We start from the raw sequence: 24,476 nt of genomic DNA, 5'->3' as shown, positions 1-24,476 counted from the left end.
CAGGAAAGTTCTGGTGCGGGGGAAGATACAGGGTTAAAGATGAATGTAGCCTTTAACTTTTTTTCTCACGCTGAATTTTATCTTTTCCTTAACCTCTCCATCGTCAACCTTTCTATCGCACCGGAGCTTTCCTGCTTTTTCCTTTCACCTTTCTTCCTTCACCCTTCCAAAATGGAATACTATTTGCAATACCTGTTTCATGGAATTACTGACGGTGCTGGAACAGATTGATGAAGAGGCTAAAGTGTTGCAAACCAACAGCCGTGCAGACTATAAAGCCTGGATGCCTAAACGGGTAGTGTTTACACCCGATGCTATGGAGGAGCCCTACGGGCGGCAGATCTTTGAACGCGCCCAAGCCCTGAACTTAAACATAGAACTACTCAAAAGCAACCGTATTATCGGTCTTCGTGGTGCTACTGACCGCGAAACTTATAAGATAGCCAAGAATACCTTGGCCATTGTTAATGCACCCAAAGGTGCGTTTAACCTAAGACCCATACCGCCATCGGCCGATTGGCAGTTTCATTTGGCCGAAGGTTGCCCCGCGCATTGCCAGTATTGCTATTTAGCCGGGAGCTTACAGGGGCCACCAGCCATACGGGTGTTTGCCAATTTGCCTGCCATTTTAGAAAACACTGTTAAGTTTGAACGTTTAAGCCAGATCACCAGCTTCGAGGCCAGCTGCTATACCAACCCGCTGAGCCTGGAACACCTTACCGGCGGATTGGCCGAAACCGTTAAATTCTTTGGCCAGCGCCCCATGAGCCACCTGCGCTTTGTCACCAAGTTTGATGCCATTGAGCCGTTGTTAACCTTAGACCACAATGGCCGCACCCGTTTCCGTTGCAGTTTAAATGCCGATACAGTTGCCCGCCGCTTAGAAGGTGGTACACCCAGCATTGCTGCCCGAATACAGGCCTTGCGTAAAATGGCTTTGCCTAAAGAACAAGGTGGAGGCGGTTACCCTATTGGCGTGGTACTGGCACCCATTATGCCGATACCCAATTGGGAGGACGCTTACAACGACTTGTTTAACCAGCTACAGCAAAACCTCAACTTTGATTGCGATTTGACTTTTGAACTGATCAGTCACCGTTTTACACCCGGCTCTAAAGATATTTTGATGAGCTGGTACCCTAACACCAGCCTCGATATGGAAGAAACTACCCGCAGCACCAAACGCAATAAGTTTGGCGGCATCAAATACGTGTACACCAAAGAGCAAATGGGCTATTTGAAAAGTTTCTTCTTTGAGCAAATAGGAACACGTTTTCCGCAGGCTAAGATTTTGTACTGGACGTAGCATTTAAGATGTTATAAGTTCCGTCATTATTGCGAGGTACGATTCCGATAACGTTATAATCAACAAAAAAGCCTGAAATTTAGCTTTATACGCTAAAGGTCAGGCTTAAATATAGTACTTTTCCCTAACTAAACTAACTGTAACGCCTTGCTGGTACGCTCTCGTGTTTCGTTGGCCAATTGTGCATTTTTTGACAATGATTGTCCGTACGACGGAATCATGCTTTTGAGTTTCTCTTGCCACTCCGGCGTGGTTACCTGGGCTTTAAAGCAGCGCTCAATGAGTTGTACCATAATAGGCACAGAGGTTGACGCCCCTGGTGAAGCGCCAAGCAGGGCAGAAATACTGCCATCGGCAGCCGTTACCACTTCGGTACCAAACTCAAGCACGCCACCACGTTTAGGGTCTTTTTTTATGACCTGTACACGTTGGCCGGCAACATCCAGTTCCCAATCTTCTTTTTTAGCGTTAGGGAAGTAATCGCGCAAGGCAGCCAGTCGGTCATCTTCCGATTGTGTTACCTGGGCAATTAAGTATTTGGTCAAAGGGATGTTATCAATACCGGCTTTCATCATCGGGAAAATATTGCCGGGCTTAATGGAGCCGAACAGATCCCAAAGAGAACCGTTTTTTAAGAAACGGGTGGAGAAACCTGCGTACGGACCAAAAAGCAACGATTTTTTACCATTGATCATCCGGGTATCCAGGTGAGGTACCGACATTGGGGGTGAACCTACCGATGCCTTACCATACACTTTAGCCTGGTGGCGTTCAATTACCTGCGGGTTATTGCAAACGAGCCATTGACCGCTTACCGGGAAACCACCAAAGCCACGGCTTTCAGGAATGCCCGATTTCTGTAGCAAGTGAATAGCACCGCCACCGGCACCTATAAATACGAATTTTGCTTTCAATTTGCGTTTTTCGCCTGTGGCCAAATCTTTCACGCGTACGTTCCAGCGTTGGTCTTTATTGCGGGTTAAATCGCGCACCTCGTGTTTAAGGTGCAGGTTAACGCCGGGTTGTTTCTTTAAGTAATCGAACAAACTGTTGGTGAGCGTGCCAAAATTCACATCGGTGCCCAAATCCATGCGGTTAGCCGATACCTTTTCGTTGGGCTTGCGCCCTTCCATTACCAGCGGCATCCAATCCTGAAGCTTAACTTTATCTTCAGAGTACTCCATGCCGGTAAAAAAGTGATTTTTAACCAGCGCTTCGTAACGCTTTTGAAGGTAGGATACATTTTCTTCGCCCCAAACAAAACTCATGTGCGGTACAGGGGTAATGAAAGATTTAGGCGACCGAATAATTTGCTTATCGATCAAAAACGACCAAAACTCTTTAGATACCTCAAATTGTTCGGCAATTTTTATAGCCTTTGAAATATCAACGGTGCCATCCTGCAACTGTGGGGTGTAGTTTAACTCACAAAAAGCCGAGTGACCGGTACCGGCGTTGTTCATGGCATCCGAGCTTTCGGCAGCCATAACATCCAGTCGTTCAAATATTTCAATGGTGAGATTGGGCTGCAATTCTTTAAGCATTACGCCAAGCGTAGCACTCATGATGCCGGCGCCAACCAGTACAACATCGGGTTCAGCGTTCTGTATATATTCGGTGTTAGTCATTTTAGATTTGAACGGTACAAATGTATGCGCAATTTACAAGGTAGCTAATTAAAACGGGCGATATTACGACATAAAACGAAAAAATTACAATTTATTTAAATCGAATGCATCTGGTATAGACGTAAGCGATATGCAATTGCTCCTGTGTTTTTATGTTGGATTAAATAAGAGATACAGGCTTACAATTGTTTGAGCATACCTATGATAATTGCGAGGCACGATGCAACCCCTTGCACAACAGGTAAATTAGCGACCGTTCATTGCAGAAATTGCTTCGTAACTCGTAATTATGCGGACAATTTAGGCGTTATTTTGCATCCAAAGCCGGCTTAACCGCCGTTTGCGATACCAGCCAGCCGGTAGTATACATCCAGCGCGTCATTTTAGCAAGTTTTGGGATGCTGATGCGATCCGGTTCGTCTTTAGGAGTGTGATAATCGGGGTGCAGCAAACTGGTGAAGAAGATAGCCGGGATGCCTGCCGCCGCATACGGCGCATGATCACTGCGGAAATACCAGTTTTCCGGGTGGCGGGCGTCATCCCACGATACATCTATTTTAAAGTTGGTGAGTTGCTCGTTGGCCTGCATGGCCATATCAACCAGTGCCGTAGAGTTTTTATGCGGCAAGGTAGAACCTAAAAGTGCTGCTGAATCGATAGAATTACGCCCAATCATATCGCCATTTAATACGGCAACAATGCTTTCCTTTTTTACTGTGGGGTTCACCGCATACCAGCGCGAACCTAACAGACCCCGCTCCTCGGCACCATGCCATACAAACACGGCCGACCGCTTGCCCGGCTTAGCCACCCAGGCGCGTGCAATAGCCAGCATACCTACCGTTACCGAAGCATTATCATCGGCACCATTCCATATAGAATCTTGCCCAACCGGGTTGCCTATGCCGTCATGATCGTGGTGACCGCTGAAGAGCACGTACTCGTTACGGAGTTTCACATCACTACCGGCGGCCTTTGCTATTACGTTTACAGATGGATACAGGTAAGTTTCCATGAATACATCGGCGCGTACGTTACCTTGCTTAACCGCCGACTCTAATCCCGAACGTAATAATATAACCGGAATAGGCTTGGCATTATTCATAGCGCTGCGGCCTGTTACCGTTGGTAGGCCTACGTTTTGATAAGAACCGTCTTCGTAATTGTGGCCTATAAAAGCAATACCTTTCTCGGTAACATCGTTAGCTACGAAAATAATAGCTGCCACTCCTTTACGGCGCAAAGCCATTCCCTGCTGCCTTATGGCCGATGCCGTATAACGGTACTCCCACAAACTCATGCCTGCGGCCGGTAATACCGAAGGTGCCTGAATTTTGACGGCTACTATCTTACCTTGAAGGTTAGCCGCAGTATCGGCCATGCTATTGAGCCAGGTTACGGGGCCGTCTAAATGACCGTCAACCGGTTGGATTACCCAAAAGTCTTTACCCATATTAAGTGACTGATCACCTGCCTGCATGGTGCTCCTATCGGCCGTGCGGGTACGCTTCATGTTGAAGTATTGAAAATAAGTGCCGTCGTCTCCGGCTGGTTTCAAGCCCGCTTCCTGTGCCTTTTGAGCTACCCAGGCTGCCGCTCGCATTTCATCAACCGAACCTGCTCGTCTGCCTCTAAAGGCATCGCCGGCAAGTTCAAATATGTCGCGTTTGAGGTCGGCCTCCTTTATAGAAGCCAGTCCGGGTGGATTGGCCGTGGTAATTTTGCCTTGACTGTAGCCTTGCAAAGCCGAACCTATCAATAAAGAAATGGTTAGTAATTTTTTCATAGTGAACGTAATTATTACAAGCCTAATATATAATTTTCGGGCTTATTTCGTTTATAACATCTGTGTTACGCGTTACGGTTGGCAGTATTTTACGCCAACATTTAAATCGTTAAAAAAAATTACCTTTGCAGCCTTGCAGCCGCGGGGCTTGCCGTTTTTATATGAAGATTTTAGTTACAGGTACTGCCGGATTTATTGGCTTTTTCGTAGCCCAGAGATTGGCCCAGTTAGGTTTTGAAGTGGTAGGCGTAGATAACATTAACACCTATTACGATGTTAACCTGAAACATGGCCGCCTGCAGGCCACCGGTATCGAAACGGATAACCTGCAAGATAATGAGCCCGTTTGCAGCACCCTGTACCCCAACTATTGTTTTATAAAACTGGACATAGCCGACCGCGCGCAGATGGAAAACTTGTTTGCCACCCACCAGTTTGATGCCGTTTGCCATTTGGCAGCCCAGGCTGGTGTACGTTATTCTATCACCAATCCGCATGATTATGCTTTGAGCAATCTTTCGGGCTTCCTCAATATTTTAGAAGGCTGCCGCAAGGTGCAGGTAAAGCATTTGGTTTATGCCAGCAGTTCGAGCGTTTACGGGTTAAACAGTAACACGCCATTCTCTGTACATGACGGTGCAGCCCACCCGGTTAGCTTGTATGCCGCCAGCAAAAAAAGTAACGAAATGATGGCCCATAGCTACAGCCATTTATACAATATTCCTACCACAGGCTTGCGCTTTTTTACCGTTTACGGCCCTTGGGGACGACCAGATATGGCTTACTTTAAGTTTGCAGATGCCATTATTAAAGGCACACCGATAGACGTATACAACAACGGCGAAATGCAGCGCGATTTTACCTATGTAGATGATATTGTCGAAGGCATTATCCGCGTTCTTGACAGGCCTGCTGTAGCCAACCCGCAATGGAGCAGCGAGAACCCCGACCCTGCTACTTCAAGCGCACCTTATCGTTTGTACAACATCGGCAATTCATCGCCGGTTAAATTGATGAACTTTATTGAGGCGCTGGAAACCGCTATTGGCAAAAAGGCGGTAATTAATTTGCTACCCATGCAAGCAGGCGATGTACTCTCTACCGATGCTGATATGAGCGATCTGGAACTGGACTTTAATTATTATCCTAAGACAGAGATACAAAGCGGCATTGACCGGTTTGTAGATTGGTTCAGGGATTTTTATAAAGTTTAAATCGATTCTAACCGTCATTGCGAGGAAGGTAGCCATCCTTGCGCAGGCTAAAGGGGCGGTACACGGTACACCCGTAGTACAGAAATTGCTTCGTCCTCAATGACGTGTTTCTATAAGCACTTGATATAATAACTAACCCATGGACTATTTTAAAAAGCTTTTAAACCTGCTCAAAATAGAGCGCGATGATGACCGTAAAGCTTATTTAAAATTGACCGAAAGTGCCTCGGCAGCAGACCGGCGTTCTAACGGATTAACCTGGTACCCCATTGCTATTCGCGGTACAGAGCCCAGCCGCGGCGATTATATTACAGTAGAAGTTGAACGCACTACGCACCAGGATCTACTGCATCAATTAAGATTTGGCGCATCCGCAGCGTTATTTTCCAATCACGACCCTAAAAACGACCGGGTTGAAGGTACTATTGCTTACCAGGGTGGCGACCGTTTAAAGATAACCTTGTTTGCCGACGAACTGCCCGATTGGGCACGCGACGGTAAGTTAGGCATCGACCTGCTGTTTGACGATAACAGCTACGATGAAATGAATAATGCCCTCAAACTGGCCGATACCCTAACCAGCAAGCCAACCGAAGGACGTTTGATACAGATACTAACCGGCGAGAAAGCGCCCGTATTTTCAACATTGCCGGTACCCTTGCCGCCCAATAGTTTGAATGCATCGCAGCAGGCAGCCGTACAAAAGATACTTTCGGCACAAGATGTGGCGGTGGTACATGGTCCGCCCGGTACAGGCAAAACCACCACGCTGGTGCAGGCCATTAAAGCCTTGATTGCTCAAAACCACGAACAGGTATTAGTGGTGGCACCAAGTAATACAGCGGTTGATTTACTAAGCCAAAAGCTTGCTGCCGAAGGATTAAATGTATTACGCATTGGTAACCCGGCGAGAGTATCTGAAAAACTAACGTCGTTAACGTTGGATAGCAAAATGGCCGATCATCCGCAGATGAAAGAGGTGAAAAAACTAAAGAAACAGGCGGGCGAATACAAAAACATGGCGCACAAGTACAAGCGCAACTTTGGCCGGGCAGAACGTGAGCAACGCAAAGCCTTGTTTGACGAGGCGCACAAAATTATGCGCGAGGTAGGCAAAACCGAAGACTATATTATTAAAGATCTTGTAGATAAAGCGCAGGTAATCACCGCTACCCTGGTAGGTTCTAATCATTATACGGTGAGGAACACCAAATTCAACACGGTAGTTATTGATGAAGCTGGCCAGGCTATGGAACCGGCTTGCTGGATCCCGATACTAAAAGCCCAAAAAGTGATATTAGCGGGTGACCATTTTCAGCTATCCCCTACCATTAAATCGGCCGAGGCGGCTAAGGGTGGTTTAAGTACTACGATGCTCGAGAAATGTGTGGACTTGCACCCCGAATGCGTTACCTTGTTACAACAGCAGTACCGTATGAACGAGGCTATTATGGGCTACTCCTCACGTGTGTTTTACGGCAGCCAACTGAAGGCCGATGAGTCGGTTGCGCACCACCTAATGTTTGCAGGAGATACACCACTTAATTTTATAGATACCGCCGGTTGCGGTTTTGAGGAGAAGCTGGAAGGTACAAGTTCTACCAACCCGGATGAGGCCACCTTTTTATTTAAGCACCTGGAAAGCTTAGTGAGCGAGTTAGACAAGCATTACGGCACGGTCAACTTCCCTACCATTGCTGTGATCTCTCCTTATAAAGAACAGATCAGGTTACTAAAAGAGCAATTACTTAACCATCCTGCGTTATCAGTACATGGTGATAAAATTGCCGTGAATACGATAGACAGCTTTCAGGGACAAGAGCGTGATGTGGTATACATCAGCATGACTCGGAGTAATAATGAAGGTGATATTGGCTTCCTGTCCGACATTCGCCGCATGAACGTAGCCATGACCCGCGCCCGTAAAAAGCTGGTGGTTATTGGCGATAGTTCTACTTTAGGCAGATTGGCTTTTTATGCTGATTTTGTTGCCTATGCAGAGGAGTTGGGCGGCTATAAGAGTGCCTGGGAATTTATGAGTTAACAATTATTCATATTTGTCATTGCGAGCGATAGCGTGGCAATCTCTAAGCGCCCGGTAACCAAGCGTAAAGAGATTGCCGCATCGCTATCGCTCCTCGCAATGACATGTATGAGGTATATTATCTTCTTAACGACGTTTTTCCGATAACTGACTTGCAGCCACTTCATCAACCATGAAAGTCAACTCACCATTCACAGGCTTTAACAATTGCGATGGGTAAAGTTCGGGGTTATGCTCACCCTCTAAAACTTCGTGCAACGCATGGGTCTTTTTCTCTCCAAAGGTCATGACCACTAATTTTTTAGCGCGATTGATCAATGGGGCGGTTAGCGTAATGCGGTACATTTCCTGCGGCTCAAGGTAATAAGCGTCTACCCACTTGGTTTCTTCTTTTAAAATTGCCGTGCCGGGGAATAAGGAAGCGGTGTGCCCGTCATCGCCCATACCTAAAAGGATGAGATCAAAAACGCCATCATTATCTACTACATCGCGTATCAACTGCTCATAAATTACAGCATATTCTTCGGGACTGTTAGCGGCATCGTACATAGGATAAATTTGTCCGGATGGAACCGGCACAAAATTCAGAAGCGTATCAAAAGCCATTTTGGCATTGCTGCGCTCATCTTCCATAGATACCCAGCGCTCATCGCCCCAAAAAATGTATACGTTTGCCCAGTCAACTTCCTCGCGGTAGGCAGGTGTAGCCAACAACTGGTGAAGCTTTATAGGAGAAGAGCCGCCGGTTAAAACCACTGTAAAGCTTCCCTTTTCGGCTATTGCCTCTTTGGAAGCCTGCACAAACATTTTGGCAGCGGCAGCGCTTAATTCATTGGCATCTTTAAATATTTGAACCATGACAAGTTGATTAATGATTACTCTTTGTATGCGCATTTACTGCCCATACATGACCCTGACGGGCAATTAAAGACTCAGCAGTTTCAGGTCCCCAGGTACCGGCAGCGTAATTAGGAAAATCCAAAGAATCACGGGTTTCCCAAACTTCCTGTATAGGCGTAATAACGTCCCACGCCTCTTCTACCTGGTCTGAACGCATGAATAGCGTGGCATCACCCTGCATGGCATCCAGCAATAAAGTTTCATAAGCTTCAGGCGATTGTGTGGAGCAGGTATCATAATTAAAGATCATTTCGGATGGATTTAAACTCATCTCCAACCCTGTTCTTTTGGTCATAAACCGCAATCTGATATCCATAGACGGCTGAATATTGATAGTCAAACGGTTAGGCATTACATTATCGCTTTGTCCGTCGGCAAAGGTAGAGTGCGGTACCGGCCTGAATTGAATAGTAATAGAGGAAGTTTTTTCCTGCATGCGTTTACCTGTACGCAGGTAGAACGGTACACCCTGCCAGCGCCAGTTATCAAGGTAAAACTTAATAGCGGCATAGGTTTCTGTATTAGATGTTTTGCTTACACCCTCTTCTTCACGATAGCCAGGCACTTTTTTGCCCTGCATCCAGCCTTCGGCATATTGGCCGCGTACGGCATAGTGATGCACTTCATCCGGCTTAATGCGGCGCACAGCCCTCAGCACATCTACCTTACGGTTACGAATTTCTTCGGCCTTGAAAGATGCCGGGGCTTCCATAGCTACCATACAAAGTATTTGCAACAGGTGGTTTTGGATCATATCCTTTAACGCACCGGCGCTTTCGTAATAACCACCACGGTCTTCTACCCCTACCTGCTCGGCAACGGTAATTTGCACGTAGTCAATATAGTTACGGTTCCAAAGCGGCTCAAAAAGCGCGTTAGCAAAGCGGAATGCCAGGATGTTTTGCACCGTTTCTTTACCCAGGTAGTGATCTATACGGTAGATCTGCTCTTCCTGGAACGTACGGGTAAGCAATTGGTTAAGCTCAATGGCTGTTTCCTTATTATGACCGAATGGCTTTTCGATCACGATGCGGTCTTGCGCTGGGATAGCGGCCAAGCCCGATTCGTTAATGTTAACCGTAACTGCTTCAATAAAGCGTGGCGCTACCGAAAGGTAGAACAAACGGTTGGCGCGTACGCCCCATTCTTTATCCAGCGCATCCAGCTTGGCGGCTAATTCTTTGTAAGAGTTGGCATCATCAATATCCGAACGGAAATAAGTAATGGCAGGGTTAAACTTAACCCACTCCTCCTCTACAGAGGCTCCCTTGCGCGAAAACTCTGTTAAACCTTCGTTCAAACGTTTGCGGTATTCTTCATCATCAAGTTCGGTACGACCTAAACCAACTATGGCAAACTTTTCGGGCATGTAGCCATCTAAATATAAATTATAGAAAGCCGGGATCAGTTTTCTTTTTGCCAAATCGCCTGTGCCACCAAATATCACAATGATGGCCGGCGTTGCATTTTTACCTGTTTTCATGGTATGTATTTAATTAATCCCATTGGGTATGAAAAGTTCCTTCACGGTCTATACGCTCATAAGTGTGCGCACCAAAGTAATCGCGCTGGGCCTGAATAAGGTTGGTAGCCATGCGTTCGCTGCGGTAAGCATCAAAGTAAGCCAACGAGTTCATGAACGCTGCAGCCGGGATACCTTTATCAACCGCTAACTTAATAACCGAGCGTACGGCTGCTTGCTTAGCCAGCACCTTACCACCAATTTGCTCATCCAGCAAAATGTTAAGCAACTCTGGGTTACGTGAGTAAGCCTGGCGGAAATCTTCCAGTACCGAAGCACGGATGATACAGCCACCTCTCCAGATCTTGGCTACATGCTCCAGGTTTAAGCCGTAATTATAAGCTTTAGAAGCAATTGTTAACTGAGCCAAACCTTGCGCATAAATATTCAACATGGCAAAGTAGAAGGCATCATGCAGTTGGCTAATTACTTCCTGCTCATCAACTTCAACTGCCGATGGTGTGAAAGTTAATTGTTTAGCCGCTTGTACACGCTCCGGTTTTAGTTTTGACATATCGCGCATGGTAACGGCAGCATCAATAACAGGTATTGGTGCTTGCAGGTCCATTGCGTTTTGAGAGGTCCATTTACCGGTACCTTTAGCTTTTGCCCAATCAGAGATCAGGTTCACCAAACGCTCGCCGCTATCTTCGTCAAACTTGTTCAGCACAATGCCGGTAATCTCAATGAGGAATGATTGCAGTTCGCCCTGATTCCAGCTCACAAATGTTTCCTGAATTTTGGCATCGCTTAAGTTCAGTCCGCGTTTCATTAAATCGTACACTTCGGAGATCAACTGCATAATACCGTATTCAATACCGTTATGCACCATCTTCACGTAGTTACCGGCCGAACCGCCACCTAAATAAGTAACGCAAGGCTCGCCATCCACTTTAGCTGCAATAGCTTCAAAGATAGGGCGCAAACGCTCGTACGCGCTTTCATCGCCACCCGGCATCATGCTTGGTCCGAAACGGGCACCTTTTTCGCCACCCGAAATACCCATACCAAAGAAATGGATCTTCTTTTCGGCCAGTTCTGTAAAGCGGCGGTCAGTATCGGGGAAGTACGAGTTACCACCATCAATCACGATATCACCTTCTTCCAAGAAAGGTAATAGACTGCCAATGGCACCATCAACAGGTTTACCGGCAGGCACCAGTAACATAATGGCACGTGGCTTTTTAATCAGGCTAACAAATTCTTGTGCCTGGGTGGTACCTTTTACTTCTTGTCCGTCTTTGGCTTCTTTTTCTAAAGACTCAGCTTTGGCAGTATCTAAATCTAAACCGGCTACGGCAAATTTATGGTCGGCCATGTTGAGTAACAGGTTACGGCCCATAACGCCTAAACCTACAATGCCAAAATCATATTCTTTCATAATTGTTATTTGTTAAAGTTGAAGTATTACAATAAGCAACTACAGATCGAGCCCGTAGGTAGAAAATACCTGGCGCGTAACTGTTGTGCTGGTGTGATGTATGGTGTTAATGCCTAACTGTTCGGCGGCCTGTATAAATACCAGCCGGTCGTCTACATAGATGGTCTCTTCGGGCTTAAGCTGCAAAAGCTCTAATGCCGTTAAGTAAATATCGTGATCGGGCTTGCGGGCTTTCAAAATACATGATGAGGCAAACACATCAATGAACGACTTAAGATTATACTCCCTGATACGGTATTCGTTAATTTCCTTACCCTCGTTATTAACGGCTATGGTTTGCAGCTTATATTTTTGCTTTAACCCAATCACAAGATCAATCATCTCCTGGTAAGGTTGCGATTGCCCCATCATGAACTTCTTAAAATCCTGCGCGTTAAAGGCACGTGGTTCGTAAAACACCAGCAGATTAAGGTATTCGTCCAAAGTGGATTTGCCCGACTCGTACGCATCAAAAATAATACGGTGACGCTCATTCATCTCCTCAAAGTTGAGGTTAAAATGATCGGCCGCCGCGCGGCGCGAACCACGATCCCAGCCATTGGTGAGGAAAACCCCACCAATGTCCAGTAAAAGTGCTTTAATAGGCTGTTCCATTACGAAACTTTACCTTCCTGACGTTTTTCTTCCAATACGCCCATCAGACTGGTAAATGGCTTGATGAACTTTTGGATACCCTCTTCTTCCAGCTTGGCCGAAATATCGGTCAAATTGATGCCTACCACATCTTCTAATTGGTACAGCACCCATTGCGCTTCTTCAATACCGCCTTCTAAACGGTCGGCCGCTTTACCATGATCGCGGAACGCATCTAAGGTATCTTTAGGAACAGTATTTACCGTGTTGGGGCCAATTAAAGCTTCAATGTACATTACATCAGAGTAAGCTTTGTTTTTTACACCGGTACTGGCCCAAAGCAAACGCTGCGGCTTGGCACCTTTGGCTTCTAATGCCTTAAACCTGTCGGATTGGAATACTTCTTTATAAATATGGTAAGCAACCCGTGCGCTGGAAATAGCTACTTTACCTATCAACTGCCTCGCCACTACCGAACGGCTATTATCTTCTTCACAAATTTTTTCCAACAATGGATCTACCATGGTATCAATACGGCTCAGGAAAAAGCTGGCTACCGATGCAATGCCCTCAATAGGCAAACCTTTTTCGGTACGTTCTTCCAAACCGGCAACGTATGCTTCGGCCACTTCGCGGTAGCGTTCTAAACCAAACAACAACGTAACGTTGATGTTGATACCCTCGCTTATAGCGTTTTTGATAGAGTGCAAACCTTCCTTAGTTCCAGGAATCTTGATCATTACGTTTTTACGATCAAGCAGCTTCCATGAAGACAAAGCCTCTTTAGTAGTACCTTCGGTATTCAAAGCCAAATCCGGCGATACCTCCAAACTTACATAACCGTCTAAACCATGCGTTTTTTCGTAAACTTCTTTGAAAACATCGGCAGCGGCACGTACGTCTTCAACGGCTATGTTCAAAAATATTTCTTCTGATGACAAGCCTTTTTTGGCCAGTTGGGCAATAGCTTCGGTGTAATCATCGCTATGGGCAATGGCTTCTTCAAAAATAGCAGGGTTAGATGTAACGCCGCGCAAATCATCATTATCAATCATGGCTTTTAACTCACCTGATGAAATGAAGTTTCTACGTATATAATCAAGCCATATACTTTGGCCGTAATCGGGTATTTGAGCTAATGGATTTTTCATTGTTTATTTGTTTTACTTTTGAGTAAAGGGCAATTATGTTTGTCATAATTGCCCTTTACGTTTATTGTCTGAATTGTTTTTCTAAAGCTATTACTTTGTTTAACCTGCGGGCAAAGCGCTCTTCGCCGTTGTATTTGGCGTTGAGAAAGGCATGAACAAGTTCCTGTATCAGCATTGGGCCAATAACACGGCCGCCTATACAAAGCAGGTTCATATCATCGTGCTCTACGCCCTGGTGCGCCGAATAGCTTTCGGTTATCAAAGCCGCGCGCACACCGGGTATTTTATTGGCGGCTACGCTTACCCCTACTCCACTGCCACACACGGCGATGCCCCGTTCTACCTCCTTGTGAAACAGCGCCATACCTAAAGGCACTATAATATCGGGGTAATCGTCAGTGGCATCGTAGCTGGCAGCGCCGTAGTCGGTAACCTCATGGCCCATCTCTTTAAGCTGCTGTACGAGTTTTTGCTTTTGCTCGAAGCCGGCATGATCGGCTGCTATACCTATTTTCATAGCTATTTGGTTTATTTGTTTAATACCGCTTTGGCACGTTTAACAACATTTTCAACGGTAAAGCCAAAGTGTTTCATTACGGCTGTACCTTCGCCCGAGTCGCCAAAAGAATCTATACCTATTACATCACCATCCAGGCCAACATATTTATACCAACCTAAAGTTACGCCGGCTTCAACCGCTACACGCTTTTTAATGTGAGGTGGCAATACCGAATCGCGGTAGCTTTGATCCTGGTAATCAAAAAGATCCCATGATGGCATACTCACCACGCGTACTTTGATACCTTCGGCCGTTAATTGTTCCTGAGCTTCAAGAATAAGGCTTACTTCAGAACCGGAAGCAATTAAGATCAAGTCTGGCGTACCGTCGCTGTCTTTCAGAATATAAGCACCCTTTTCAACATTACTTGCTGATGGATAAATATTCTGATCTAACGTAGGCAGTTTTTGACGGGATAAAATCAATGCCACCGGACCTTTATTACGGCTCATGGCAATTTTCCATGAATGTACAGTTTCATTAGCATCGGCCGGGCGCAACACGGTTAAGTTAGGCACGGTACGTAAACCGGTAACCTGCTCAACCGGTTGGTGGGTTGGGCCATCCTCGCCCAATGCTACACTATCATGCGTAAAGATATAAGTTACCGGCGCATGGGTTAAAGCTGCCAAACGGATAGCGCCACGCATATAATCAGAGAAGGTTAAGAAGGTACCACCATAAACGCGTGTACCGCCGTGGGCATCAATACCGTTCATGATAGCACCCATGGCATGCTCGCGCACGCCAAACCAAATGCTGCTGTTTTGATAGCTGCCTGGTTGGAAGCTGATGTCGCTGCTTTTTGGCGTTTCGTTCGAGCTTGCCAGATCTGCTGATCCTCCTATTAAGAATGGTACCGCTTTACGCAAGGCATCTAATACTTTACCTGATGCCTGGCGTGTTGCCAAACCTTCGGCAGGGTCAAATACCGGCAGATCTTTATCCCATCCTTCGGGCAATTCGCCTTTAAAAGCGGTGTCAAACTGCTTAGCTTCTTCTGCGAAATGTTCGCTGTATGATTGTTTAACGTCGTTCCAAACTGATTGCAGCTCTGCTCCTTTTTTACCGGATTGCAAAAGGTAATCTTTCACTTCCTGTGGAACATAGAAGGTCTTTTCAGGATCCCATCCAAAGAACTCTTTGGTTTTCTTCACATTATCTTCGCCCAGGGCGGCACCGTGCACTTTATTGGTGCCTTCTTGCGGACTACCGTAACCAATAATGGTTTTAACCGAAATTAAAGTAGGTCTTTCGGTATCGGCTTGCGCTTCTTTAATAGCAGCTTCAATGGCGGCCATATCGTTACCATCTTCAACAGTAAGGGTTTGCCAGTCGTAAGCTTTAAATCGGGCCTGTACGTCTTCGGTAAAGGCTAAATTAGTTGGACCGTCTAACGAGATCTTATTGTCATCATACAGATAGATTAATTTACCTAATTTAAGGTGACCGGCCAGTGATGCTGCTTCGGAGGCTACGCCTTCCATCAAGTCGCCATCGCTCACTATACCATAAGTAAAGTGATCTATAAGATTATGACCTTCGCGGTTGTACATGGCGGCTAAGTGTGCCTCGGCCATGGCTATACCCACACCGTTACCAAAGCCCTGCCCCAAAGGGCCTGTGGTTACTTCGATACCCGGCGTCATGGTAGACTCTGGATGACCAGGGGTTTTAGAGTCTAACTGGCGGAATTTAGTGAGTTCCTCCAAAGGCAAATCGTAACCGTATAAATGCAGTAAGCTATATAATAGAGCTGAACCGTGGCCTGCAGACAGTACAAACCTATCGCGGTTTGGCCATTTTGGTTCGGCGGGGTTAAAACGTAAGAAACGACTCCAAAGCACATGGGCCATAGGCGCTGCGCCAAGCGGCAAACCGGGGTGGCCCGAGTTGGCCTTTTGAACCATATCAACGGATAAAAAGCGAATGGTATTTACACTTAATTCGTCTGTCTGGGTGAAATTTTGTTGGGTCATGATGAAAGCGGATGTATAATTAATCTGTTTAAAATAGATATGTAGATAAATAAATGCAGCAACGTGTTTACAGCGGTAAACTTACAGGTCGGCAGGTAAAACCAGATTGATAAAAAGCACTAAATAGCATTGATATTTATCAACAATTGCCTCATTAAAGTGCTTATAAAGAACTATAACTATTAGTTAAGCACATATTTTTAACAGATATGCGCCCGTTAGGTTTCCGCTTTTTAAATATGGTATCAGAATTTTACTTTTTATAAACTAATGCCATAAATTATAATGCCGATGCATTAATTATTAAACGTACGTTCAAAATACTTATTGGCATATGGCCGGCATTTATTGGCTAATCTATGCGAAAAAAATATATGCCGGTAAGATATTAATGATATTTTTTAGGATGGTTTACTTTATTTCTACATAAATAAAATATTTCCAGTAGAATTAATTTTTATTCGAACAGCGGTCATAAATGAGGGTGCGGATTACTGTACATCAAACCATTTTAAAACAAAACGGGCGTTTCAAATAAATGAAACGCCCGTTTATTATTGATTATAACTAACTACAAATAAGACTGCAGCAGATTAGATTTTGAGTTATGTTTAAGGCGGGTTAAAGCCTTGTCTTTAATTTGACGAACGCGTTCGCGGGTAAGATTGTATTTTTCGCCAATTTCTTCTAAAGAATGTGGTGCATTTTGGTTTAAGCCAAAAAACAAAACAATCACTTGCCTGTCGCGCTCGGCCAAAACGCTTAACGAACGTCTGATCTCCTGCGATAATGAATCTAACATCAAATCGCTGTCGGTAGTAGCGTCGGTACTTTGTAAAACATCCAGCAGGGTATTTTCCTCGCCGCTTACAAAAGGAGCATCCATAGAGATCTGGCGGCCTGAGTTAGATAACGAATCGGCTATCTTATCGGCTGTGGTTTCCAGGTCTTCGGCCAGTTCTTCTGGTGTAGGCTGGCGCTCATACTTTTGCTCTAGCTTAGAAGATGATTTGTGTATTTTACTTAACGAACCAATTTGATTCAGCGGCAAACGCACAATACGCGACTGCTCGGCCACGGCAGATAGTATAGACTGACGGATCCACCATACGGCGTACGAAATAAATTTAAAACCTTTGGTTTCATCAAAACGGCGTGCCGCCTTAATTAAACCCAGGTTACCTTCATTGATCAGATCGCCCAGGGTTAAGCCCTGATTTTGGTATTGTTTGGCAACCGATACCACGAAACGTAAGTTAGTTTTTGTTAAACGCTCCAAAGCCGCCTGGTCGCCCTCGCGGATCTTTTGGGCTAAAATCACTTCCTCCTGCGCGCTGATCAGATCAACCTTGCCAATTTCGGTAAGATATTTATCTAATGACTGCGATTCGCGGTTGGTAATGGATTGGGATATTTTGAGTTGTCTCATGTAATTAAATATTCAACCGTATAATGAACAAGTTCTTTTGAACCAGACATTACTAATTGGGTAAGCAATAAATTAATTGACTCTTTAAAGTGCAAATCGGTGGCGAATGCCATTTGCCGATGAACAAATTATAAGCCTGAAATTATAATACAGCAGTAATGTGCTAACAGCCCCTATCAAATAATAGGATTTGCAAAGATAACAAAAGAAATGTGGTTGCTATGTAAATATGCTACCATAAAACTGAGTTGTAATATACGAAAAAAGGGAGAAGTTTTCACTTCTCCCTTCCAATTTATTTTACCGTTTTGATTACCAACCCGGGTTTTGCTGTGCTGCTTTTTCAGGAGCAGTTAAAGGCGCACCATCTTTCTTGATAATATCTAAATAAGAAGTTTGCGGTATTGGGCGTAACAAGTGCTTCGGCGCAATTGGTTTGGCCTCGTCGTTAAACGCAAGTGCTCTTGGCAACAGTGTCCTGGTACGGGAAAGGTCTTCCCAACGCATTAACTCACCCATTAGCTCACGAGAACGCTCGTTCAAGATGAAGGCTAAGAATTTATCAGCGTCTGAACCGGCACCAACTTTGGTGTAAAACTCCCTGCCAGAACTTAATATATCGGCCACACTATTAAGGTGCATGCTGCTTACTGTGCTTGTAGTTACCGGCGCAGCAATATTGTTAGATTCATAGTAAGTGTTCCTGTCCGAATAAGAAGTTGTAGCAGTAGGCGTTGTTGCAGGATTGGTTCTGTAAGCAATGCCACCATCAACATAAGCAGCACGGTCTTCACCATCTTTATATGCAGCACGATCGCGTACGGCATTGATGTAAGGCAAAGCGGCAGCATAGTTTCCTAAACGGCCGTAAGCTTCGGCAGCAATAAGATAGGTTTCAGCCAAACGGGCTAAAATACCATCGCGCTGACCAAATTGTGAAGCTACTGTATTACGTGAGCCATCCATAAATTTAGACAATGCTACATACTGGCTTACCGTATAGTTACCGTGACCACCTAACATATTTTCAGGCTGGCTGGCAAAATAACGTACGTACATGCTTGGAGCACGCAGACCTATGTTTGCAGTAGTATACCGGGTATCGCCTGCATTATTCACAATGTATAATATAGATTCCTGGCCAACGGTAAACTTGTTTTGCCCTGCTAACGGATTTCCGGCAGGCCATTTAGGCAAGTTGGCAGCATTGTTACTGATGTAACGCGTTTTAAAGCTTTTCCAGAAACGTGAGTCATTTACACGGTCAAACACATCTAAAGCATAATCTGTTGATCGCAAGCGTTGAAATTCACGTCCGCCGGCCAAATCGCGCACCATGCCCGGTAAGTTTTGGTATACCGATGGATAATATAAATGCACCTGGTTACCATAACGTCCCTGAGTTGCCGTGTTGTTAGAAAACTGGGCAGCCAAAATAATTTCTGCATTAGTTTCGTTAGCACCATCTACTGTGGTAAAATTCCATAAATCGCTGAAGTTGGTAGCCAAACGGTGACCGCTGGTGTTAATAACCAAATCGGCATATTTGATGGCTTCGTTTAAGTCAGCTTCTTTAGTAGCGCTGTTCCAGTCGCTGTTTATTTCGCTTGCGCGGGTTAAATAAGCTTTGGCCAGAAAGTGAGCTGCAGCCCATTTAGTTAAACGTCCTCTTTCAGGCGCCGTAGCCGGAAGCAGGTTATACGCTTGTATAAAATCGGCAATGATCTGGTCATATACCGCCTTGGCAGAAGCACGTGTAAACTCTTCTTCAATAGTTAGAGAAGCTTTTAGCTTTAGTGGCACACCGCCAAATTGTTTAACTAATTTAAAATAGTCAAACGCACGCATAAAGTAACCCTCGCCCAAACGCACATCTTTATTAGCACCGGTATAATATTGCGGCACGTTTTCGATCATGATATTGGCCGAATTGATGTTACCATACATGTTATCCCAAACGCTTGCCACATCGCCGTTCAGCGTGTTAAAGTTAGCGTCGTAAGAGTTGAACATTTGCTCGGTACGATCACCACCTACAGTAAATTCGTCTGTACCGTAGTTGGTAGTGGTATAAGCCCAGGTATAATTAAAATGGAAACGCAAACTCTGGTACATACCAATAGAAAGACCATCTAAACCAAAAGTGGTCTTAAAATCTTCTGTGGTTAATTGCGTAATGGCATTCTCATTTAAGAAGTCCTTTTTACAAGAAGTTGGTGCTATCAGTAGAGTAGCTACTGCTGCGGCACCGTATATATATTTCGTAATCTTTTTCATAAATATTTCAATTAAAAACCAACGTTTACACCAAACACAACACCACGGTTAAAAACTGAACTTTGGGTGTCAGGATCGATGAAGTCTACCTTCGAATAAATAATTCCAGGGTTTAATGCCTGTGCATAAACTTTTACACGTTGTAAGCCCATTAACTTGGTTACCTTGGTTGGCAGGAAATAACCTAATGTGATGTTTCTGATTTTAATGAACGATCCATCCTGATAGTTCATTGAGCTCTTGTAAGGATCGCCGGCAGCACTGTTATAATTAGGTGCAGGATAATCATTAGTTGGATTAGTAGGCGTCCAATAGTTTAACACGCGTTGTGCAAAACGACCTTGTAAAGACTCCTCACCTGCACGGATCAGGTAACCCCAACGGGCAAAGATAAAGGCAGATAATTCAACTCCCTTGTAATTAAAGGTATTGCTCATACCACCTGTCCAGCTTGGGCTCGAGCTTCCTCTAACAACGCGGTCGTTGTTTGCATCAATGCGGTAATCACCATTTTGATCTACTACTTTAATCGAACCCGGGAAAAATTGTCTAACACCATTATTTGCGGCGGTATATTTGGCCATCTCTAGTTGATCTGCTTCTGTATTCTGCCAAATTCCAGCTTTTTGGTAATCGTAGAAAACATTTAAGCGCTGACCAATAAACAAGTTACTTGCAATAAGGTCATTTTTACCATTTGACAAGATATCAACGCGGTCTTTGTTAGCAGCGAAACTTAAGCTCGACTCCCATGTGAAATCTTTGGTTTTGATGTTATCAGTATTCAAAGTTAACTCTATCCCCTTATTTGAGGTATTGGCAATATTATCGTACGCCGTAGTATAGCCGGTTACTGAAGGTATTGGTTTCAAGAATAACAGATCTGAAGTTTTAGAGGTATAGAACTCTAATGAACCGTTGATCCTGTTTTTAAGGAAACCAAAATCTATACCTAAGTTATACTGGGTGGTATGCTCCCAGCTTAACAGCGGGTTAGGTAATGAAATCGGGCTTGATAATGATGCGTCTGAAGACACATAACCCGGTTGCACAGCACTTCCGTAAGTGTAGTACAAGGTTTGCAATTGTCCAACAGTACTGTAAGGCGCAATAGCCGAGTTACCTACGGTACCTACACCTCCCCTAACTTTTAATTGGCTTATCCAAGAGTAATTCCTGATGAAGTCTTCCTGATCTAAGCGCCATGCAATTGATAATGATGGAAAGAAATCCCATTTGTTACCTGGAGCTAACTGTGACGCACCGTCCCAACGACCAAAGGCTGTTAGAATATACCTTCCATTAAAGGTATAGTTAAAACGAGCCATGTAAGAGTTAAGCTTTGTTTCAACAAGGTTAGTAGCAAAACCGTCGAGCGCTGAAACTGAATTTAACTGGTACCATAATGCACTATTGTAAGGCAGTTTAGTAGCCGTCATAGAAGATGTTTCCTGACGGAAAGAGGTAGAACTCTGCAGGAAAGTTGCACCAAAATCGTGCTTACCTATTGATTTGTTGTAGTAAACCAAGTGGTCAAGCGTCCATGCAAGGTTATTGGTTTGATTTAACTGCGCGTAATTAGTTGAACCAGACTGGCCGGCACCACGGTTAATAGACCGCTGATCCATCCACCTGCCGTTGTAGTTATTGTAAAAATCAGGACCGAAGTTTAAACGGTATTTTAAGCCGGGTAAAATTTCTACCTGTGCATAGAACGATCCTAAGGCGCGGGTAACCTTACGCAGGTTAATGTTGTACTGATCTTCACCAACAGGGTTTTGAATATTGATATCGCCACCAGGTAAGTTGATACGGTTACCGTTTGCATCAAACGGAATAGCATAAGGCAACATGCCCAATGCAGCGCCATATAATTGATTTGGACCGGTAGCATTAGTGGTAGAGTAACCATAGTTTTGTTTACCAAAAGTAGAGTTTATGCTACCACCCATGCTAAACCATTTTAAAGGCGTAACATCAACGCTAACCTTTGCACTGTAACGGTTATAATCCTGACCAAGCTGAGTACCTTTTTGGTTCAAGTAACCAAATGAACCATAAGCTTTAATTTTATCGGTACCACCACTGGCACTTAACACATGATCATGAGTTACACCGGTTCTGGTTACCAAGCTGCCCCAGTCGGTTGTGGGTACCAGGCTACCATCAAAAGTACCGTTTGCCCAGCCTTTTTCAATATTGGCAAATGCAAGCGCATCCTGGCCAAAAATACGTCTGTCATCTGCCAGCGTTGGTATGGTTGGGTATGTTGCTGTTGCGGCGGCGGCCGGGTTTAAATAACCAACACGGCGATAAGCATCTCTTCTGAACTCAATATATTGAGCCGAATTCATCATTTCCTGACGGTTTTGCAAGCTTTCAATAGTTGCTGTACCCACGTAATCTAAAGACAATTTACCGGCTTTACCTCTTTTGGTAGTTACCAGGATAACACCGTTGGCACCACGCGAACCGTAAATTGCGGTTGCAGAGGCATCTTTCAGAATGTCGATAGTTTCAATATCATTAGGGTTAATAGTTTCAATACCACCTGTTCTTAAATCAAGCGGAATACCATCTACCACATATAATGGCGAGTTGGCTGCAGTTAATGAACGATTACCACGTATACGGATGCTCCCTATTTCACCGGGGCGCTCGTTTGAGGTAATATCAACACCTGCTGCTTTACCTTGAATAGCCTGCAAAGCATTAGCTACCGGGCGCGAACGTATTTCTTCGGCGTTTACGCTTACTACTGATGAAGTAACATCGGCACGTTTTACAATGTTGTAACCCACTACTACCACCTCGCTCAAGTTACTGGCTTCACCAACCAATTTAATAACCAGGTTGGTTTGTGTGCCTACAGGAATTTCCTGCGTAGTAAAGCCTATGTATTTAACTACTAATACAGCATTAGCATCAGGAACGTTCAGGGTAAAATTACCGTTTACATCGGTAATGGTACCTGTGGTAGAACCTTTGATGGTTACACTTACGCCTACCAGTTCTTCGCCTTTATCGCTGGTGATCTTTCCTTTGATAGGAATGGCTAAAGCGTTGGTTTTGGTAGCAGGCGCATTGTTATCAACCGGCTTTTTATTGCTCAGCACAATGCGGTCGTTAATGAGCTGGTAAGAAATTTGCTCTGGCAAAACGCTGTTTAAAACGGCATCAAGGCGTTGTGCGTTAGCGGTAAAATTTACCTGCTTGTTGGTTTGAATAATGCTTTTGCTGTAAACGAACTTTACCCCGGCCGATTTTTCGATAACCTTCAACGCACTTTCGAGGTTGGGCTCTTTAATAGTTACACTTACAATTTTATCAAGAATTTGTGCACTTGTACTTTTAGCGTAGGTTACGCTGTAAAGTAGCAATGCAATCAATAACTGGCTAAATGTGATCTTCATAATCTTCATACATTTACCAGGAGTTAGTAGATATTGCATACATTAATTGGTTGTTTTAATTTGAAATTGGAACGTTAAATAGGTACCGGGCAGACGTATATCCACCTTCTTTTCTTCTCACGAAGGCTTCGACGAAATCATGTGCTTTAATTTCATGTGTTTTATTTAATTAAGGATTTATAATGTGTTATTGGTTTCGAATACAAAGGCTTTACCGCTTTCAATAGCATAATTCGCATTTACAGATTCTTTGATCATATCCAGTATTGCGGGAAGACTTTGATCTGTAAAATCGCCGGTGAACACCAGGCTGTTGAGCTTGGCTTGATTACTATAGATCCTGATGTTGAAATTTTTGTTAAGCGCGGAGAAAACCTGGCTTAATTGTACATCGTTAAACGAAAGCGATACCTTTTTCCATATACGCATCTCATTTTGTACATCAGTGCTTACATCTTTTACCAGGTGCTTATTACCCGCAAGTGTTACCTTTTCATTCGGCAACAACATTACCTGCTCTTTACGATGATTAGGGTTAACCGATACCTTGCCCGACACTACAGCCACTTCGGCAGGCAGGTTTTTAAATGCTCTCACCCTAAAACTGGTACCCCAAACTTTAGTGGTAATAGTGCTGCTGCTTATAATGAATGGATGCTTTTTATCTTTAGTAACCTCGAAAAAAGCTTCGCCGGTTAAGGTAACATTGCGGTACTGTCCGCTAAATTTTTCAGGGTATGTAAGTGTACTGTTGGGGCTTAACCAAACGGTGCTGTTATCGGGTAGTACTTTTTTGTAAATACTGTTACCTGCGTTGCGAAAAGCTATTTGCACACGGCTATCATTAGCGGCCACGGCCGGCAACGACTGATTGTTAAAACCTAACTTAAAAAAGAAAAGCATTAACGCTGCTATACTTGCAAACGCAAAAAACAAACTAGCAAACCGGTTACCCAGTAATGGGTGGCCGATGCCCGAAGTAGTTTGATCGGCCAAATAATTTTTGAAACGATTGTACAACGAGCGCTGCAGATTATCCTGCTCAACCTCATTCATCAGCCGAAGCGGATCGGGTCCCTGGTCAAAACTATGATACCAGGTATCAACGGCTTCGCGCTCCTCGTCAGAGCACGAATTATTTAAATATTTACGAATAAGTTCAGGAGTAATTTTCATACCATAATTTAGCCTTTAAAGAGTGTGTTTATGAATTGGTATAGTGATGACAATTACAAACGGGCTAACCCTTGCTCT

16 protein-coding genes are annotated in these 24,476 nt (G+C 44.5%); 3 read left to right on the top strand and 13 right to left on the bottom strand.

What is annotated here, in order from left to right; genetic code table 11:
• Positions 1-199: 199 nt before the first annotated feature.
• Complete coding sequence (locus IEV61_RS19560) at positions 200-1,306, top strand: spore photoproduct lyase family protein (RefSeq protein WP_229747219.1); 1,107 nt, start codon at positions 200-202, stop codon at positions 1,304-1,306.
• 128 nt (positions 1,307-1,434) lie between these two features.
• Here the strand turns inward: IEV61_RS19560 and IEV61_RS19555 are convergent, their stop codons facing one another.
• Positions 1,435-2,934 carry a malate:quinone oxidoreductase gene (locus IEV61_RS19555; RefSeq protein ID WP_188418755.1) on the bottom strand — a complete coding sequence of 500 codons (1,500 nt, stop codon included), beginning with the start codon at positions 2,932-2,934 and terminating at the stop codon, positions 1,435-1,437.
• A 307-nt stretch (positions 2,935-3,241) separates the two neighbouring features.
• Positions 3,242-4,720: a M28 family metallopeptidase gene (locus IEV61_RS19550; protein WP_188418754.1), complete on the bottom strand. Its 1,479-nt coding sequence runs from the start codon at positions 4,718-4,720 to the stop codon at positions 3,242-3,244.
• Positions 4,721-4,881: 161 nt separating this feature from the next.
• Between IEV61_RS19550 and IEV61_RS19545 the strand changes: the two genes are divergently transcribed.
• Together IEV61_RS19545 and IEV61_RS19540 are read left to right on the top strand one after the other, a co-directional pair.
• Positions 4,882-5,934 (top strand): NAD-dependent epimerase, encoded by a 1,053-nt coding sequence (locus IEV61_RS19545; RefSeq protein ID WP_188418753.1) that lies wholly within the window; start codon positions 4,882-4,884, stop codon positions 5,932-5,934.
• Between the two features lie 139 nt (positions 5,935-6,073).
• Positions 6,074-7,978 (top strand): AAA domain-containing protein, encoded by a 1,905-nt coding sequence (locus tag IEV61_RS19540; protein ID WP_188418752.1) that lies wholly within the window; start codon positions 6,074-6,076, stop codon positions 7,976-7,978.
• A 126-nt stretch (positions 7,979-8,104) separates the two neighbouring features.
• On the opposite strand, the gene pgl is transcribed toward IEV61_RS19540, so the two are convergent.
• From pgl to IEV61_RS19485, 11 genes are all read right to left on the bottom strand, one after another.
• Positions 8,105-8,836, bottom strand: a complete 732-nt coding sequence (pgl, locus tag IEV61_RS19535; RefSeq protein WP_188418751.1) for a 6-phosphogluconolactonase — start codon at positions 8,834-8,836, stop codon at positions 8,105-8,107.
• 10 nt (positions 8,837-8,846) lie between these two features.
• A complete protein-coding gene (gene zwf, locus IEV61_RS19530) occupies positions 8,847-10,361 on the bottom strand; it encodes a glucose-6-phosphate dehydrogenase (RefSeq protein WP_188418750.1) in 1,515 nt (504 codons plus the stop codon).
• A 13-nt stretch (positions 10,362-10,374) separates the two neighbouring features.
• A complete protein-coding gene (gene gnd / locus IEV61_RS19525) occupies positions 10,375-11,781 on the bottom strand; it encodes an NADP-dependent phosphogluconate dehydrogenase (protein WP_188418749.1) in 1,407 nt (468 codons plus the stop codon).
• A 39-nt stretch (positions 11,782-11,820) separates the two neighbouring features.
• Complete coding sequence (locus tag IEV61_RS19520) at positions 11,821-12,435, bottom strand: HAD family hydrolase (protein WP_188418748.1); 615 nt, start codon at positions 12,433-12,435, stop codon at positions 11,821-11,823.
• Complete coding sequence (tal, locus tag IEV61_RS19515; protein WP_188418747.1) at positions 12,435-13,565, bottom strand: transaldolase; 1,131 nt, start codon at positions 13,563-13,565, stop codon at positions 12,435-12,437. The genes IEV61_RS19520 and tal overlap by 1 nt, the downstream gene beginning before the upstream one ends.
• 61 nt (positions 13,566-13,626) lie before the next feature.
• On the bottom strand, positions 13,627-14,082 hold the full coding sequence (locus IEV61_RS19510; protein WP_188418746.1) for an RpiB/LacA/LacB family sugar-phosphate isomerase: 456 nt from the start codon (positions 14,080-14,082) through the stop codon (positions 13,627-13,629).
• 11 nt (positions 14,083-14,093) lie between these two features.
• The gene (gene tkt, locus IEV61_RS19505; protein WP_188418745.1) at positions 14,094-16,103 is read right to left on the bottom strand and encodes a transketolase; all 2,010 of its coding nucleotides are present in this window, start codon (positions 16,101-16,103) and stop codon (positions 14,094-14,096) included.
• 571 nt (positions 16,104-16,674) lie between these two features.
• A complete protein-coding gene (locus IEV61_RS19500; RefSeq protein ID WP_188418744.1) occupies positions 16,675-17,532 on the bottom strand; it encodes a sigma-70 family RNA polymerase sigma factor in 858 nt (285 codons plus the stop codon).
• Positions 17,533-17,844: 312 nt separating this feature from the next.
• Complete coding sequence (locus IEV61_RS19495; protein ID WP_188418743.1) at positions 17,845-19,809, bottom strand: RagB/SusD family nutrient uptake outer membrane protein; 1,965 nt, start codon at positions 19,807-19,809, stop codon at positions 17,845-17,847.
• An 11-nt stretch (positions 19,810-19,820) separates the two neighbouring features.
• Positions 19,821-23,222, bottom strand: a complete 3,402-nt coding sequence (locus IEV61_RS19490; RefSeq protein WP_188418742.1) for a SusC/RagA family TonB-linked outer membrane protein — start codon at positions 23,220-23,222, stop codon at positions 19,821-19,823.
• A gap of 177 nt (positions 23,223-23,399) precedes the next feature.
• A complete protein-coding gene (locus IEV61_RS19485) occupies positions 23,400-24,398 on the bottom strand; it encodes a FecR family protein (RefSeq protein WP_188418741.1) in 999 nt (332 codons plus the stop codon).
• Between the last annotated feature and the right edge of the window lie 78 nt (positions 24,399-24,476).

Origin of the sequence: Mucilaginibacter galii (assembly GCF_014635825.1) — a bacterium.
Lineage (GTDB): Bacteria > Bacteroidota > Bacteroidia > Sphingobacteriales > Sphingobacteriaceae > Mucilaginibacter > Mucilaginibacter galii.
Note: the sequence above shows the minus strand (reverse complement) of the source record. Positions and strands in the feature narration are given on the sequence as shown.

Coding starts and splice junctions, on each gene's coding strand:
- IEV61_RS19510 (WP_188418746.1), bottom strand. CDS start 14,082: ATGAAAATAGGTATAGCAGCCGATCATGCCGGCTTCGAGCAAAAGCAA.
- IEV61_RS19495 (WP_188418743.1), bottom strand. CDS start 19,809: ATGAAAAAGATTACGAAATATATATACGGTGCCGCAGCAGTAGCTACT.
- tal (WP_188418747.1), bottom strand. CDS start 13,565: ATGAAAAATCCATTAGCTCAAATACCCGATTACGGCCAAAGTATATGG.
- zwf (WP_188418750.1), bottom strand. CDS start 10,361: ATGAAAACAGGTAAAAATGCAACGCCGGCCATCATTGTGATATTTGGT.
- gnd (WP_188418749.1), bottom strand. CDS start 11,781: ATGAAAGAATATGATTTTGGCATTGTAGGTTTAGGCGTTATGGGCCGT.
- pgl (WP_188418751.1), bottom strand. CDS start 8,836: ATGGTTCAAATATTTAAAGATGCCAATGAATTAAGCGCTGCCGCTGCC.
- IEV61_RS19550 (WP_188418754.1), bottom strand. CDS start 4,720: ATGAAAAAATTACTAACCATTTCTTTATTGATAGGTTCGGCTTTGCAA.
- IEV61_RS19555 (WP_188418755.1), bottom strand. CDS start 2,934: ATGACTAACACCGAATATATACAGAACGCTGAACCCGATGTTGTACTG.
- IEV61_RS19560 (WP_229747219.1), top strand. CDS start 200: ATGGAATTACTGACGGTGCTGGAACAGATTGATGAAGAGGCTAAAGTG.
- IEV61_RS19540 (WP_188418752.1), top strand. CDS start 6,074: ATGGACTATTTTAAAAAGCTTTTAAACCTGCTCAAAATAGAGCGCGAT.
- IEV61_RS19500 (WP_188418744.1), bottom strand. CDS start 17,532: ATGAGACAACTCAAAATATCCCAATCCATTACCAACCGCGAATCGCAG.
- IEV61_RS19520 (WP_188418748.1), bottom strand. CDS start 12,435: ATGGAACAGCCTATTAAAGCACTTTTACTGGACATTGGTGGGGTTTTC.
- tkt (WP_188418745.1), bottom strand. CDS start 16,103: ATGACCCAACAAAATTTCACCCAGACAGACGAATTAAGTGTAAATACC.
- IEV61_RS19545 (WP_188418753.1), top strand. CDS start 4,882: ATGAAGATTTTAGTTACAGGTACTGCCGGATTTATTGGCTTTTTCGTA.
- IEV61_RS19485 (WP_188418741.1), bottom strand. CDS start 24,398: ATGAAAATTACTCCTGAACTTATTCGTAAATATTTAAATAATTCGTGC.
- IEV61_RS19490 (WP_188418742.1), bottom strand. CDS start 23,222: ATGAAGATCACATTTAGCCAGTTATTGATTGCATTGCTACTTTACAGC.